Raw genomic sequence first — 18,468 nt, forward strand, 5'->3', positions numbered from 1 at the left:
ATGCCTATGTCATGCAATAATATTAACAACGAAAACCCACTTTCATTAGAGAATGCTTCTACATCTCCCTCTTACAAATTCCCACTCAGTTCTCCCCAGCAAGTCGTCTGGCTCGACCAGCTCTTCCGTCCTCATAGCACTTGCTATAACTTAGGTTCAGTGATTCTGGTTGAAGGAAAGTTGGATGAAACGCTGTTAGTACGCGCTATTGAAGCCGTTGTTTATCGTCATGATGCATTGCGTTTACGACTCGTTAAAACGCAGGAAGTACCGCTGCAAACACTCACTGACGCTTTACCTGTATCCGTGACAATCCACGATCTCTCAGATCATGACAACGCAGAAGAACAGGCTGAACAATATATCCGTACTGCCTTTATGCGGCCGTTTGATTTGTACAGTGAACTATGGCGTTTTGAACTGTTACGGGTAAGTGATCATCGTTGGTACTGGCATTTCTGCTGTCATCATCTCATCGGGGATGGGAACACGTTAGGCCTTATTCCCGAAGAGATAGCCAACACGTATACCCGGTTAAGCAGGGAAAAAGAACTTACTGAAACGGCACCCTCTTATCTCGATTTTATTAATGAAGATAATGCCTATTTAAACTCACAACGCTATCTGCAAGACCAGCAATTCTGGTCAGAGCGCTATAAAAACTTACCGCCTGCCTTAATTCAGCCCTCAAATTTAGCGAAAATAACAGATAGCGAACATGCCGAACCGCTAATCTGGCCACTGGATAAAACGCTCTTCCAGCGAATCGAAGAGACTGTTGCTGCACACGGATTATCTGTCCTGCATTTTATGTATGCCGCGCTGGCTTGCTATTTTTCACGCACGGCTTACTCGCTGACAAACCGTACCGAAGATGAAGATATTGTTATTGGTATTCCCGTACATAATCGTAAAAACAACAAACAAAAACGCACGGTGGGGATGTTTTCATCGGTGATTCCGGTTGGTATCACGGTTTCGCCCCATGATACTTTCCTTGATGTGATGGGCAAAACAGCAACAGAATTGCGTCGTTGCTACAAACGTCAGCGCTTACCCATCGCAGAAATCAATCGGCTTATACAAATCCAGCAGCAGACCGGACGTACTCAGTTATTCGATATCATGCTGTCATTTGAGTGGATAGATGTGAACGCCGATATACCCGACGCCACACTCAAATATTGCCAAATACAACGTGGTGCACCGTTTCCGCTTGTTATCGCTGTCCACCAATATGCATTTGCTAACAGTGAGGATACCCAGAAACCGGTCACACTTGAGTTTAATTTTTCTCCCAATTACCTGAGTCGTGCTGAAGTGACAGCACTCCAGTCCCGTCTTATGGTGTTAATCGAAGCCGCCCTGACGTCTCCGCAAACCCCGATCCGACGCTTACCTCTATTATCGCCAGAAGAGCAACAACTGTTGGTGAATTTCAATGCCACACAGATGGATTTCCCGCCCGAGACCTTAATCCATTCCCCGTTTGAAGCTCTGGCCGCGCAACAACCCAATGCGCCCGCCGTGGTATTTGAAGAACAAACGATGAGTTATGGCGAACTGAACCGGCGCGCTAATCAGCTGGCCCATGATTTGATCGCGCGGGGCGTCCGTCCAGACAAGCGCGTGGCGATTTGTGTCGAGCGCAGTCTGGATATGGTGGTCGGCTTATTGGCTATCCTTAAAGCGGGCGGAGCCTACGTCCCACTCGATCCGGCCTACCCGACTGAACGGCTGGCCTATATGCTCAACGATGCGGCACCCGTGGTTCTGCTGACCCAGAGCACTCTAGCTAACACCCTGAACAGTACAGACACCTCGGCCGAAACCAGTTATCTCACCCTGCTGCTGGATGCCCCGGCAACATCTCTCGCAGAACAACCAACTGACAATCCAGACACGCAGAATATGGGGCTGACACCCCACCATCTGGCCTATGTTATCTACACGTCAGGCTCCACCGGATTACCCAAGGGCGTAGAAATGCCGCTGGCTGCTTTGTCAAACTTACTGCAATGGCACCGATATACACCTTCACACCCCGCCGGTACGGGCAAGACCCTGCAATTTGCTGCGCTGGGATTTGATGTCGCCTTTCAGGAAATCTTCACCACCCTGAGTGAAGGCGGCTGTCTGGTTCTGATTAATGAAACCCGGCGGCGGGCGCCGCAACAACTTCTCCGGCTGATTCAGCAACAACAGATTGACCGCATTTTTCTGCCCTATATTGCACTCCAGCATCTGGCTGAAGCCGCCAGTGACAGTAAAGACGATTTTTCCTGTCTGGCGCATATCATCACCGCCGGCGAGCAACTGCGTATTACGCCGGCCATTGCGCGTTTCCTGCAACGGGCTGATTGCCGGTTACATAATCACTATGGCCCGACGGAAAGTCACGTTGTCACGGCCTATTCATTGGTTAAGGCGATGACACCATGGCCAACACTGCCCCCCATCGGTCGCCCGATTGCCAACAACCGTATTTATATCCTTGATGACAGCGGCCAGCCCGTACCTTTGGGCGTAACCGGGGAAATCTATATCGCCGGCGTTGGGGTGGCTCGTGGGTATCGAAACCGGCCGGAACTGACCGCTGAACGTTTCCTTGTTGACCCGTTTTCCCCACATCCCAATGACCGCATGTACAAAACCGGCGACCTCGGCCGCTGGCGGCCTGATGGCAATATCGAATACCTCGGCCGCAATGATTTTCAGGTCAAACTGCGGGGGTTCCGTATTGAACTGGGGGAAATCGAAACACAGCTGATGCAGTGTCACGGGGTGCGCGAAGCCGTGGTGATTGCCCGCGAAGATGAACCCGGCCAGAAACGGCTGGTGGCCTATCTGCGGCCGCTGGCGGGCGCTAAACTGGTGCCCGCAGAACTGCGTCAGCAACTCGCCCGACACCTGGCCGACTATATGTTACCCAGTGCTTTTGTGATACTGGAAACTTTCCCACTCACGCCCAATGGCAAACTTAACCGTCAAGCCCTGCCTGCACCGGCTGCGTCGGCCGTGGCAACGCGCCGCTATGAAGCACCTGTTGGTGACATAGAAACAACACTAACCCAAATCTGGCAGGACTTGCTGGGACTGGAACGGGTTGGCCGCCATGATCATTTCTTTGAGCTGGGCGGGCACTCCCTGCTTGCCGTCCAGCTTGTCGCCCGTATCCGTCAGCGACTGGCGCGGGAATTACCGTTACAAACCCTGTTTGCTCACCCCATCCTGATGGCGCAGGCCCAAACGCTGACAGAAGCGGATACTCTCACGCAAACAGTCATCCCCCTGGCTGATCGCAGCCAGCCCTTGCCTTTGTCCTTTTCCCAACAGCGGTTATGGTTCCTCGGTCAGCTCGATCCGGCGGCGAGTCAGGCTTATCATATTCCTGTAGCACTGCGCTTGATCGGTTCACTCAATCGCCATGCCCTGATGACGGCGCTTGATCGTCTGGTGGCGCGGCATGAAAGTCTGCGAACGCGCTTTGTGCGGATTGAAGGCCAACCCAGCCAGCAAATAGACCCTGCCGATATCGGTTTTGCCCTGTCCTGTCAGGACTTGCGTCAGCTTGATCCTGCTTTGCATATCGAGCGGGTAACTGAACTCGCGACACTTGAAGCCCAAACGCCTTTCGATTTTGCTCAGGGACCGCTTATCCGCGGTCAACTGCTGCAACTGGCGGATAAAGAACATGTGTTACTGTTCACCCTGCATCACATTATCGCTGACGGCTGGTCCATTGGCGCGCTGATACGCGAACTGGGTGTTTTCTATCATGCTGTCCTTAATGACCACAATGATCCTTTGCCGCAACTTCCCATTCAGTACGCCGATTATGCCGTCTGGCAACGTGAATGGTTGCAAGGAGAAAGTTTTACTGCACAGCGAAACTTCTGGCTCCGGCAACTTGAAAATGCGCCCGCGTTATTATCACTCCCCACCGATCGGCCACGCCCAGCAGTACAAACTTATATCGGCAGACAAGTGCCTTTCCACCTTGATGCCTCAGTATTAAATTCACTTAAGGAACTAGGACAACGCCATAACAGTACCTTGTTTATGGTCCTACTGGCTGGCTGGAGTATTGTACTCAACCGGCTTAGTGGTCAGGATGATATTGTTATCGGCACCCCTGTCGCCAATCGCCCGCACCGTGAGCTTGAAGAGTTGGTTGGTTTCTTCGTCAATACACTGGCCTTACGCGTTACATTCAATGACGATCTCAGTGTGGCTGATCTGATAGCACAGGTCCGGGAGCAGGCGCTAACCGCCTATGCCCATCAGGATCTGCCCTTCGAGCAGGTGGTGGAAATATTACAACCTGAACGTAACCTGAGCCATAGCCCAATCTTTCAGGTCATGCTGGCTTTAGATAATACGCCGGCTCAAGGCCAAACACTGTCCAGTTTGCAGATCTCACGAGTTGAACTGGCGACCCATAGCGCCCATTTCGATTTAATGTTGTTGTTAACTGAAACCGACACTGGTTTGGTTGGCGGACTGGAATATGCCTCTGATCTGTTCGATGCCGAAACTGTTGAACGTATGGTCGGCTATCTGCAACAAGCATTGGCAGCAATGGCAGCCGATGCAACCCAATCCGTTGCGACTTTGCCGATATTGTCCGCTTTAGAGCGACAACAACTGTTGGTGAATTTTAACGCCACCCAGGCAGACTTCCCGCAAGACGCGCTGATCCACCAACTGTTTGAAGCACAGGTGATCAACAGCCCCACGGCTACAGCGATAGTGTGTGGAGCTAAGACACTCAGTTATGATGCATTGAACCGTCAGGCTAATCGACTGGCTCATCATCTTATAGCCTTAGGGGTACGTCCAGATGATCGGGTAGCAATTTGTGTTGAACGCAACCTGAACATGATGGTGGGTTTACTTGGTATTCTCAAAGCGGGTGGTGCCTATGTGCCGTTTGATCCGGCCTATCCAACCGAACGGCTGATGCATATGCTGGCAGACTCAGAGCCGATAGTGATACTGACCCAAACAAAACTTGCCGACAGGCTGGCTGGCACTATACCCACCGTTTTACTCGATAACCTCCTCAGCACCCAAGACCCCTTTCTGCCAGCTCATAATCCCGACGCACAAGCCCTGGGGCTCACCTCACGCCATCTGGCCTATGTGATCTACACGTCAGGCTCTACAGGTTTGCCGAAAGGCGTGGCAATCGAACACCGCAATACCGTGAATTTCCTGATCTGGGTACAACAGACGTTTAGTCAGGAGGAGTTGGCACACACCCTTTTTGCTACTTCCCTGAATTTTGATTTGTCGGTATACGAATGCTTTGCCCCTCTGCTCCTTGGTGGTACGGTTCACCTTGTTACTGACATACTGTCACTGGTCAACACAAGCTCAGTCAACCCAAAACCATCACTCAGCCTTATCAACACCGTGCCATCGGCTATCGCTCAGCTGGTGGAAACCAATGCGCTACCCATGGATATTCGGACGGTCAATTTAGCGGGAGAAAAAGTAAAGTCACACATTGTTGAACATTTATTTTCTCACTCTGCCGTACAGGATGTATGCAACCTGTATGGTCCTTCTGAAACCACGACGTATTCGACCTGGACGCGGATGAATCGGGCAACCGGATTTGCCAACCATATCGGTCGCCCGATTGCCAATACCCAGATTTATATTTTGGATGCACACACACAGCCTGTGCCACTTGGTGTTATTGGGGAAATACATATTGCCGGCGCTGGGGTTGCCCGTGGTTACCTGAATCGCCCTGAACTGACCGCAGAGCGTTTCCTCTCCGATCCGTTCTCCTCAGATCCCGATGCCCGCATGTACAAAACTGGCGATCTCGGCCGCTGGCTACCCGATGGTACGATTGACTACCTTGGCCGCAATGATTTTCAGGTTAAACTGCGTGGCTTCCGCATCGAACTGGGGGAAATCGAAGCCCAATTGATGCAATGCCAAGGCGTGCAAGAAGCGGTAGTGATTGCCCATGAAGATACTGATACTGTTTATGGAAACACAGAAAATATAAACACGGGGGGACAGAAACGACTCGTCGCCTATTTACGACCTCAGAACAGCGTTGAGCTACTTCCCGCAGAACTGCGCCAACAACTTGCTCAACACCTCGCTGAATACATGCTGCCCAGTGCCTTTGTGGTACTCGACACTTTCCCGCTGACTGCCAACGGTAAACTTGACCGTCAAGCTCTCCCAGCTCCTGATGCATTTTCAGTGATAGTACGTGGCTATGAAGCCCCACACGGAGAGGTGGAAATCGCTCTGGCGCAGATCTGGCAGGATCTCTTGGGATTGGAACAAGTCGGCCGTCATGACCATTTCTTTGAACTTGGCGGCCATTCATTGATGATTGTCAGCCTGATCGAACGGCTGTACAGCCTTGGCTGGCAACTTGATGTTCGCAGTGTGTTCTCTGCACCTGTCCTGACTGAGATGGCACAGGCAATCAAGGGTGATATCGACGCTTTCGTGGTGCCGCCTAACCGTATTCCTGCCGATTGCTCAGCCATTACGCCTGATATGCTGCCACTGGTTTCATTGTCCCAAACCGAGATTGATGCCATCGTTACAACAACGCCTGGCGGGACAAGCAATATACAGGATATTTATCCATTGGCACCGTTACAGGAAGGCATCCTGTTCCACCATTTGCGGCAATCCCAAGGCGACACTTATCTGTTACAGACCCTGCTTGCTTTCGAAACTCGTGAGCGTCTTGACACCTTCCTGTCCGCATTCCAACAAGTCATTGACCGCCACGATATCCTGCGTACCGCAGCCTGCTGGCAAGGATTGATAAGACCGGTCCAGGTAGTCTGGCGCCAGGCACCGTTGTATATCAATACCTTCGTTCCTGACACGGCGGATAACGTCCTGTCCCAGCTACAGGAGCATACCAACCCGCGTCGGCACTGTCTCGATTTGAGCCGTGCTCCGCTATTCGCTGCTGATATCACCCATGATCCAGCACAGGATGAATGGTTGCTCTCTCTGCGTTTCCATCATCTGGTCAGTGACCATATGACACTTGAGCTGATTTTTGCTGAAATTGCCCAAATACAAGAAGGTCATGCTGACACCCTGCCGGCAACGTTGCCCTACCGCAACTTTATCGCCCAAACTTTAAGTGCGCCGGGTACTGAGCACGAAGCTTATTTCCGTTCTCAACTGGCGGATATCGACACACCGACGGCTCCCTTCGGTGTACTCTCAATGCAGGATGATAATGAACCGATCGTCGAAGCCCATCTCTCGCTCGATCCTGCTCTAGCGGAGGCGATACGTACTCAAGCCCGCCGTCTGGGAGTCAGTTCAGGTGTTCTGTTCCATGTCGCCTGGGCACAAGTGCTGGCACAAACCAGCGGCCACGATGATGTGGTCTTTGGCTCCGTATTATCAGGCCGATTACAGGGAGGGGCAGGCGCTTCCCGAACATTGGGGATGTTTATCAATACCCTGCCGATACGAATTTCCCTGTCCGATCATAGCGTGCAGGAGCTGGTGCAGCTTACCTATCACAATTTAACGGCACTGCTGGAACACGAACAAGCACCATTAGCACTGGCTCAACGTTGTAGCGGTGTGGCGCAGTCAATACCGCTGTTCAGTACGCTACTCAATTACCGTCACAGCCAAATCACCGAGGGCGACGAAGTTAATGTCATTGAAATACCCCAAATAGATATGCGTATCGTTGCCATTGAAGAACGGACTAATTATCCGATGACCTTATCGGTAGATGATATGGGTGTCGGTTTCCGCCTGACCGCACAAACGGTGGCAAGTATTGATCCGACACGCATAATGACTTATCTGGCGAACGCTATCAGTGGATTGGTCAATGCTTTGGCTCACAAACCACGACGATTAATCCAAGATCTATCAATTTTGCCCGCGACAGAACGTCAACAACTGTTGGTAGACTTTAATGCCACGCAAGTGGATTTTCCACAAAATGCCTTGATCCACCAGCTATTCGAAACCCAGGTGGAACATCATCCCGATGCAACAGCCGTCGTGTTTGCAGAACAATCCCTGAGCTATAACGAACTTAACCGCCGTGCCAATCAGCTGGCCCATTACCTGATTGCGCTGGGTGTGCGTCCAGACGATCGAATTGCCATCTGTGCCGAACGCAGTCTGGAAACGGTGGTTGGCTTGCTGGCTATTCTCAAGGCTGGCGGGGCTTACGTGCCACTTGACCCAAGCTATCCGACTGAACGACTGGTTTATATGCTTGAGGATGCAGCGCCTATGGTTCTGCTGACCCAGACAGCACAAGTTAACAGATTAAACACCCTGATACCTACGGTATTGCTTGATACACAAGAACCGTTTTGGGCAGCACAACCCACTCACAACCCCAATACACACGTATTGGGCCTGACATCACAGAATTTGGCCTATGTGATCTATACCTCTGGCTCTACCGGACAACCTAAAGGCGTGATGGTCGAACATCGCAATGTCCTCCGTCTGATCGTTAATAGTGGCTTTGCTGATATTAATCCGAATGACGGTGTCGCCCATTGTGCCAATATCGCTTTTGATGCCTCGACCTGGGAAATCTGGTCCGCCCTGCTCAATGGGGCCCGCCTGCATGTGGTACCACAATCGGTGCTGCTCGATCCGGCACATTTCTGCGATGCACTGATCAAGGGACGCATCACCGCCCTCTGGTTGACTGTGGGTTTGTTCAACGAATATCTCGATAGCCTCAACCCCCTGTTTGGACAATTGCGCTATCTGCTTATCGGCGGTGATGTTCTCGATCCAAGAAAGATCCAACAGCTGCAATTGGCTGAATCTCAACCCGTCCACCTGATAAATTGCTATGGCCCAACAGAAACCACAACATTTGCTACTACCTATGCGATAAGTTCTCCCGTTGATGTGACGCATTCCATCCCTGTCGGCCGCCCGATTGCCAATACCCAGATTTATATCCTGGACCCACACGGCCAACCCGTTCCTCGCGGTGTGACAGGGGAAATTTATATTGCCGGTGCCGGCGTAGCCCGTGGTTACCTGAATCGACCTGAACTGACTGCCGAACGTTTCCAGACCGATCCCTTCGCTTCACAGCCAGACAGCCGCATGTACAAAACCGGTGATCTCGGCCGCTGGCTGCCCGATGGCAATATCGAATACCTCGGCCGCAATGATTTTCAGGTTAAGTTGCGTGGCTTCCGTATCGAGTTGGGAGAAATCGAAGCCAGACTGACCCAATGTGACAGCGTGCGCGAAGCGATCGTGATTGCCCGCGAAGATGAACCTGGACAAAAACGGCTGGTGGCCTATCTGTTGCCGCAAAAGGGGATTGAACTGGAGCCTGCTGCACTGCGTCAGCAACTTGCTCAACATCTCGCTGAATATATGTTGCCCAGTGCTTTTGTCACGTTGACGTCCTTCCCGCTAATGCCCAATGGCAAACTCGACCGTCACGCCCTGCCTGCTCCTGAACTATCAGCCGTAGTCGCTCGCGGCTATGAAGCTCCCATCGGTGAGATAGAAATCACCTTGGCTCAGATTTGGCAAGATTTGCTCGGGCTGGAACAAGTGGGTCGCTACGATCATTTCTTTGAATTGGGTGGTCATTCCCTGCTTGCCGTTCAACTCGTCGCACATGTACGCCAAGATTTGGCACGGGATTTGTCACTCCAGCAGCTCTTTGACCAACCCATATTGATGGATCTGGCTCAAACACTCACGGGTGCTTCGGCAACAACCCAGATGACGATCCCTGTGACTGATCGCAACCAGCCGTTACCTCTGTCCTTTGCTCAACAAAGATTGTGGTTCCTGAGTCAGATCGATCAAGCAGCCAGTCTGGCCTATCATATTCCTCTGGCATTACGCCTGATCGGTCAGCTTAATCGCCCGGCCTTAATCCGTGCATTTGACCAATTGATCACCCGGCATGAAAGCTTGCGTACTTGCTTTGTGCTGGTTTCCGGCCAGCCTTATCAGCATATCGAATCGGCTGACATTCACTTTGCCTTGTCATACCAGGACTTACGTTCGCTAGCACCAGAAACACACTCCGGCCATATTGCTGATTTGAACGCCCTTGAAGCACAGATGCCTTTTGACTTTACCCAAGGCCCGCTAATCCGCGGTCACTTGTTGCAACTGGCAGACGAAGAGCACGTCTTGCTGCTTACCCAGCATCATATTATTTCTGACGGCTGGTCCATCGGTATACTCATGCATGAACTCAGTGTGCTTTATCACGCTATCCTCGCCGGCCAAGATGTCCCCTTGCCGCCACTGCCGATCCAGTACGCCGACTATGCGGTCTGGCAACGTGAATGGTTGCAAGAATCCACCCTCACGACACAACGCGATTTCTGGTGTACTCAGCTTACCGACGCGCCGGCTTTACTGTCTCTCCCAACCGACCGACCGCGTCCGGCGATACAAACTTTTGTCGGCGGTCGAGTGCCTGTGCATTTTGATGACGATTTATTAGCGTCCCTGAAAAGGTTTGGGCAGCTCCATAACACCACCTTATTTATGACTGTGCTGGGAGGCTGGGGTATTGTCTTGTCTCGGCTCAGTGGTCAGGATGATATCGTTATCGGTACACCTGTCGCTAACCGCCCACACCATGAACTTGAGGGATTAATCGGTTTCTTCGTCAATACACTGGCCTTACGCGTCAGCCTGAATGATGCCGTCACGGTCACTGACCTGCTCGCTCAGGTTAGGGAGCGGGCGCTCGCCGCTTATGCTCATCAGGATCTGCCCTTTGAGCAGGTGGTGGAAGCGCTCCAACCCGAACGCAATCTCAGCTACAGCCCGATTTTCCAGGTGATGCTGGCTTTAAATAATACCCCCGCTCAGGCGTTGGCATTTCCCGATATCCGATGCATACCCATTGAACAGGCACACCCTAGCGCTCACTTTGACTTAACCTTGTCACTGACTGAAACCGAGGCCGGGCTGGTCGGTGATTTGGCCTATGCAGCCGATCTGTTTGACGCCGCAACCATTGAGCGTATGGTCGGTTACTTAACCCATGTGCTAACGGCTATGGCGGCGGATGACACCCAACTTATTGCCACTTTACCGATGCTACCTGCCTCAGAACGGCAACAACTACTGGTGGATTTCAACGCGACACAGATGGATTTCCCGCAAACGGCGTTGATCCATCAACTCTTCGAATCTCAGGCAGAACAGTGTCCCGATGCCACTGCCGTAGTCTACGAAGACCAAACGCTGAGCTATGGTGAATTAAACCACCGCGCCAATCAATTAGCCCATTACCTGATTACACTAGGGGTACGTCCAGATGATCGCGTCGCCCTCTGCGCTGAGCGTAGTCTGGAGATGGTGATCGGCTTACTGGCGATCCTCAAAGCGGGCGGGGCTTATGTGCCGCTCGATCCCATTTATCCGGCCGAACGGCTGGTTTACATGGTTGAAGATGCTGCTCCGGTGGCGTTACTCACGCAATCGGTACTGTCCCGATCAGAATGGCTCGCTCAGTTTAACGCCTTGCCAACCGTCTTACTGGATAATACCGAACCGTGCCTGGCAACCCAACCCGCTGATAATCCAGACGCACAGGCACTGGGTTTGGCGTCTCATCATCTGGCCTATGTCATTTATACTTCCGGTTCGACCGGTCAACCGAAAGGAGTAATGATCGAACATCATAGCCTGTGCAACTTGATCACCACCCAGCAACAGGCGCTGGCACTGACCCCAGATAGTCGCGTCTTACAGTTCGCCTCAAACAGTTTTGATGCCAGTATCTGGGAATGTTGTATGGCTTTCGTAACGGGTGCTCGCCTCTACCTGACCAAACGAGCCAATCTGCTGCCCGGTGCAGTATTGTCCGGCTATTTAGCAGACCATGCCATCAGCCATGTTCTCCTGTCGCCCACTGCACTGGCCGCGATGGATTCCCTGCCCGATACCTTACAAACCTTGCTGGTGGGTGGCGAAGCCTGTCCGCCAACCTTAGTCAAACGCTGGTCATCAGGACGACAAATGCTCAATGCCTATGGGCCGACGGAAATCACGGTCTGTGCTACGCTCTATGCCTGTTCCTGCGCGGAGGATAACTCAACCGATAATCCGCCACCGATTGGTCGCCCCATAGCCAATACCCAAATCTATCTCCTTGATACCCATTATCAGCCTGTCCCGCTGGGTGTCATGGGGGAGATCTATATTGCTGGTACGGGAGTCGCCCGTGGCTATCTTAATCGCCCCGAACTTACCGCCGAGCGTTTCCTCGCTGATCCATTCTCTTCCACCCCCAATGCACGGATGTACAAAACGGGGGATCTTGGGCGCTGGCTCGCCAATGGCAATATTGAATACCTTGGCCGCAATGATTTTCAAATCAAGCTCCGTGGATTCCGTATTGAATTGGGAGAAATCGAGGCCAAACTCACGCAATGTGATGGGGTACGTGAAGCGGTGGTGGTTGCTCGCGAAGATAAGTCCGGCCATAAACGACTGGTCGCCTATCTGCTGCCAAAGGAAAGCGCTGAATTGGTGCCCGCTGAACTGCGTCAGCAACTTGCCCGGCACCTCGCCGACTATATGCTGCCCAGTGCCTTTGTCACGCTGGCATCCTTCCCGTTAACGCCAAACGGCAAGCTTGACCATCAGGCGCTGCCTGAACCCGATGCATCCGCCATCGTGATGCTCCGCCATGAACCCCCGATGGGTGAAGCGGAAACCACCCTGGCACAAATCTGGCGAGAGCTATTGGGATTGGAACAAGTCAGCCGCCACGACCATTTCTTTGCACTTGGCGGCCATTCGTTGATGATAGTCAGCCTGATCGAAGAACTGCGCAAGCTGGGTTGGCAACTTGACGTTCGCAGTGTATTCGCCGCGCCCATCTTGATCGATATGGCCCAGACTCTCCAGCGTGATACCCATACCTTTATCGTGCCACCCAACCTGATACCCGAGGGCTGTACCGCTATTACGCCCGCTATGCTGCCACTGGTTTCCCTGTCCCAGGCTGAGATTGATGCCATCGTTAATACTGTTTCTGATGGGGCAAGTAATGTACAGGATATCTATCCATTGTCTCCCTTGCAGGAAGGCATCCTGTTCCATCATCTGTTGCAGGTACAAGGTGATACCTATTTATTGCAAATCATACTTGCCTTCAATACCCGCAAACGTCTTGATGCTTTTCTAAGTGCCTTACAGCAAGTTATTGATCGTCATGACATCCTGCGCACGGCGGTTTACTGGCAAGATCTGGCGCAACCGGTTCAGGTGGTTTGGCGTCAGGCACCGCTCACTGTCCATGAATTCATCCCAATCTCGACCAACGATATTCCAGCGCAGTTACAAGCTCATACCGATCCGCGCCAGCATCGTATCGACCTGACTCAAGCCCCCTTATTTACGGCTGATATTACCCTTGATCCGGCACAAAATGAGTGGTTGCTGGCACTGCGTTTCCACCATCTGGTCAGCGACCATATGACACTGGATCTGATTTTCGCTGAGATTACCCAAATATTACGAGGAAATGTGGAAGCTCTGCCTACCACGCTACCCTATCGCAACTTTATCGCCCAGATCCTGAATGTACCGAGTTCAGTGCATGAGGATTACTTTCGTGAACAGCTCGCCGATATTGATGAACCCACAGCGCCGTTTGGCGTACTCGCTATTCCTAAAAACGCGCCAAACGACACTAAACCCGTTTCCGTTGCCAAGTCCAGACTTTTACTCACTCCTGAACTGGCAGAAGCCATTCGTGTTCAATCCCGCCGTTTGGGAGTCAGTCCGGGCGTCCTGTTCCACGTAGCCTGGGCGCAGGTATTAGCCCAGACTAGCGGTCGTGATGATGTGGTGTTTGGCTCCGTGCTACTGGGCCGACTGCAAGGCGGGGCAGGAGCTGACCGCATACTGGGGATGTTTATCAACACGCTCCCCCTGCGTATCTCTCTGAGCGGGCGCACAGTACAGGAAAGCGTGCAAGCGACCTATCAGCATCTGACCGCTTTACTGGAACATGAGCAGGCCCCGCTGGCGCTGGCACAACGGTGCGGTGGCGTGGCCCAACCCATGCCGCTGTTCGGCACTTTGCTCAATTATCGTCATAGTCAGGCTGACAGAGACGATACTATTGACACCCTATGGACAGATATGCGACTGGTTGCGGCTGAAGAACAGACCAACTATCCCATTACCCTGTCAGTCGATGATTTGGGGGATAATTTCCAATTAACCGCCCTGACCGTGACAGAAATTACGCCAGAACGCATCACCGCCTATCTGGAGACGGCCATCAACGGTCTGATCGATGCCCTGATCCACAACCCACAACAATTGATCCTAAATGTTCCGATCTTGCCGGAACCAGAGCAGCAACAATTGCTGGTGGACTTCAATGCCACTCAGACGGATTTCCCGCAAGACGCATTAATCCATCAACTCGTTGAGACCCAAGCATTACAACGCCCCCATGCCACCGCCGTGATCTGCGAAGGCCAGACATTGAGCTATACAGAATTGAACCAACATGCCAATCGTCTGGCTCATCATTTGATTGCGCTAGGGGTGCGTCCAGATGATCGCGTCGCTATCTGTATCGAACGCAGTCTGGAGATGGTAGTTGGCTTACTGGCGATCCTCAAGGCAGGCGGTGCCTATGTCCCGCTTGATCCAACCTATCCGATTGAACGGTTAGCCTATATGCTCAGGGATGCAGCTCCCGTTGTTTTATTGACCCAGACAGCACAAGTCAACAAGCTGCCTGACACCGTGCCGACAATCTTGCTTGACTCTTTATTTGACCGCAATGAAACCCTGCTGGCGACACAACCGACGGATACCCCAAACGCCCAAGCACAGGGACTGACATCCCGTCATCTAGCCTATGTCATTTACACATCGGGTTCGACCGGCCAGCCCAAAGGGGTGATGGTCGAGCATCGCAATGTCGTTAGCCTTATCATCAATAATGGCTTTGCCGATCTAGGATCTGACGATTGTATTGCCCATTGCGCCAATGTCTCATTTGATGCCGCCACGTGGGAAGTGTGGGCTGGCTTGGTTCATGGGGCGCGTATTCTGTTAATTCCAGAAAAAACCTTGTTACAACCCACTGATTTTGGTCAGTGCTTGTCAGCGGAGGGGGTCAGTGCGTTATTCCTGACCACGGCCCTGTTTAACCAATATGCGAGTTTAATTGCGCCAACTCTGTCTGGTTTGCGTTATGTCCTTTTTGGTGGCGAACAGGTTGATACCCGTCCTGCCATTCGCCTTAGAACCGAGCATTCACCCAAACATTTACTGCATGTGTATGGGCCAACAGAGACAACCACGTTTGCCACCGCCTATGAAATCCCTGTTCTGGAAAATGAAGACGTTGAAGGTAAAGGCAGAAAAATCCCCATTGGTCACCCGATCGCGAATACCCAGATCTATATCCTGAATCAACAAGGCCAGCCTGTCCCTTCTGGGGTTGCCGGTGAAATTTATATTGCCGGTGCTGGGGTTGCCCGTGGCTACCTGAATCGCCCTGAACTGACCGCAGAACGCTTCCTGACTGATCCGTTCTCTTCGCAACCCGGTGCCCGCATGTACAAAACCGGTGACCTCGGTCGCTGGTTGCCCAATGGCAATATCGAATACCTTGGTCGCAATGATTTTCAGGTTAAACTGCGCGGCTTCCGTATCGAGTTGGGCGAAATCGAGGCCAGACTGACCCAATGTGACGGCGTGCGTGAAGCCGTGGTATTGGCCCGCGAAGATGACCCCGGACAAAAGCGACTGGTGGCCTACCTGCTGCCGCAACAAGGGATTGAATTGGTTCCGGCTGAATTACGACAACAACTCGCCCAGCATCTGGCTGAGTATATGTTACCCAGTGCCTTTATCACGCTGGATGCCTTCCCGCTCACCCCCAACGGCAAGCTGGATCGCCGGGCTCTGCCGGCACCGGATTTATCCGCGGTGGTCACGCGCCGCTATGAAGCCCCCGCGGGTGAAACAGAAATCATCCTGGCTGAGATTTGGCAAGATCTGCTCGGACTGGAACACGTCGGTCGTTACGATCACTTCTTCGAACTCGGTGGTCATTCGTTGCTGGCCATCCAGCTGGCAGCCCGCATTCGTCAACAATTGGCCCACGAGTTGCCGTTACAGCAACTTTTTGAGCAACCGCGTTTGCTCGATTTGGCCCGTGCGCTAACTAATACGGCAACAACCGCTCAGACAAACATCCCTGTCGCTGACCGCAGCCAGCTGTTGCCCCTGTCCTTTGCTCAACAACGTTTATGGTTCCTCGCTCAACTCGATCCAGCGGCCAGCCTGGCTTATCATATCCCGATGGCGTTGCGCCTGACCGGGCAGCTTCATCGCCCGGCTTTAATCCACGCCCTTGACCTTCTGGTCGCCCGCCATGAAAGCCTGCGTACCCGTTTTGTGCTGGTTTCCGGCCAGCCTTGCCAGCAAATCGATCCGGCTGATAGGGGTTTTCCCCTGTTTTATCAGGATTTGCGCACATTAACGCCAGATGCCCATAGCAACCGTATCGCGGAATTAACAAATTTCGAAGCACAAACACCTTTCGACTTTACTCAAGGTTCGCTGATCCGCGGTCATTTGCTGCAACTGGCCGATGAGGAACATATCTTGCTGCTCACCCAGCATCATATTATCTCTGATGGCTGGTCCATCGGCGTATTGCTGCGTGAATTCAGCGCCCTTTACCGCGCCGCTCTCGACAGCCAAGATGCTCCCTTACCACCCTTGCCGATTCAGTACGCCGACTATGCCGTCTGGCAGCGGGAATGGTTACAAGAAAGTGCCATTGCAAAACAGCGCGACTTCTGGTGTTCCCAGCTTGAAGGTGCGCCGGCTTTATTGACATTGCCAACCGACCGACCCCGCCCAGCGGTGCAGTCCTATGTTGGCAGCCGGCTCCCTGTCAATGTTGATGCAGACTTATTGACTGCGCTTAAGCGTCTTGGACAGCGCCATCGCACCACCTTATTTATGACCGTACTCAGTGCCTGGAGTATCGTATTGGCCCGGCTGAGTGGACAGGAGGATATTGTCATCGGCACGCCGGTTGCTAACCGCCCGCATCATGAACTGGAAGGATTAATCGGGTTCTTCGTCAATACACTGGCCTTACGTATCACGCTGGATAATTCCAGCAGTGTTGCTGACTTGCTCGCCCAAGTGCGGGAACACGCTTTCGCGGCCTATGCTCATCAGGATCTGCCCTTTGAACAGGTGGTGGAAGCGCTCCAGCCCGAACGCAACCTGAGTTACAGCCCCCTCTTCCAGGTGATGCTGGCCTTAAACAACACACCACAACATCTATCACGACAAGCGTTAGCTTTGCCTGAGCTACAACTCACCCACATTGAGCAGGAACACTATAGTGCCCACTTTGATTTGACCTTGTCATTGGCCGAAAATGAGGACGGCCGCCTGGTCGGTGAACTGGCCTACGCCACTGACTTATTCGACGCCACGACCATTGAGCGTTTGGTGGGTTACCTGACAAATGTGTTGACCGCTATGGTGGCGGATGAGACACAACTTATTGGTGCTCTGCCCCTGCTGCCAGAATCGGAGCGACGGCAACTGTTGGTGGAATTCAATGCCACCCAGCAGAACTTGCCACAGGAAGCGTTGATCCACCAACTAGTTGAAGCGCAGGCTGCACAACATCCTGAAGCTATCGCCGCTGTATTTGAGGAACAAACGATCAGCTATGGTGAGTTAAACCGCCGTGCCAATCAGTTAGCGCATTATCTGGTCACGTTGGGAGTATGCCCGGATGATCGGATCGCAATTTGTGCCGAACGCAGTTTGGAAATGGTGGTCGGCTTACTGGCAATTCTCAAAGCAGGGGGGGCCTATGTGCCGCTTGATCCGGCCTACCCCGCCGAACGGCTGGCTTATATGCTGGAAGATGCGGCGCCTGTGGCTTTACTGACTCAAGCAACGTTACGCAACAAGCTGGACAGCACCTTACCTACGGTCTTGCTGGATAATATTTGTGATAGCCAGACAGCATTCCTGGCAATGCAGCCGACCGATAATCCCGACGCACAGGCACTGGGGCTGACATCCCGCCATCTGGCCTACGTGATTTACACGTCGGGATCGACCGGAACACCGAAAGGGGTGATGGTTGAGCACGCCAATGTCATCCGCCTGTTAGCCGCAACACAATCCCGTTTCCAGTTTGATGATAAAGACGTCTGGACGCTGTTCCACTCATTTGCTTTCGATTTCTCCGTCTGGGAATTGTGGGGGGCTTTAGCTTACGGCGGTCGATTGGTCGTTATTTCAGCCGAATGTGCCCGTTCACCACAGTTGTTCTATTCGCTATTATGCCGTGAACATGTCACGATCCTGAACCAGACCCCCAGCGCTTTCCGTTCGCTGATTGCCGCTCAAGATGTAACTGAGCACGCCCTGCGATGCATTATTTTT

At 52.6% G+C, this 18,468-nt stretch carries 1 protein-coding gene (cut by a window edge); it reads left to right on the forward strand.

Going from position 1 to position 18,468, the window contains the following annotated elements:
- On the forward strand, positions 1–18,468 hold the 5' portion of the coding sequence (locus IQ209_RS01425; protein ID WP_193848310.1) for a non-ribosomal peptide synthetase. Its footprint extends 4,335 nt past the window's final position; only the first 18,468 of its 22,803 coding nucleotides appear in the window; it begins with the start codon at positions 1–3; its stop codon lies beyond the right edge, outside the window.

The organism is Xenorhabdus sp. BG5 (assembly GCF_015163665.1).
GTDB lineage: Bacteria > Pseudomonadota > Gammaproteobacteria > Enterobacterales > Enterobacteriaceae > Xenorhabdus.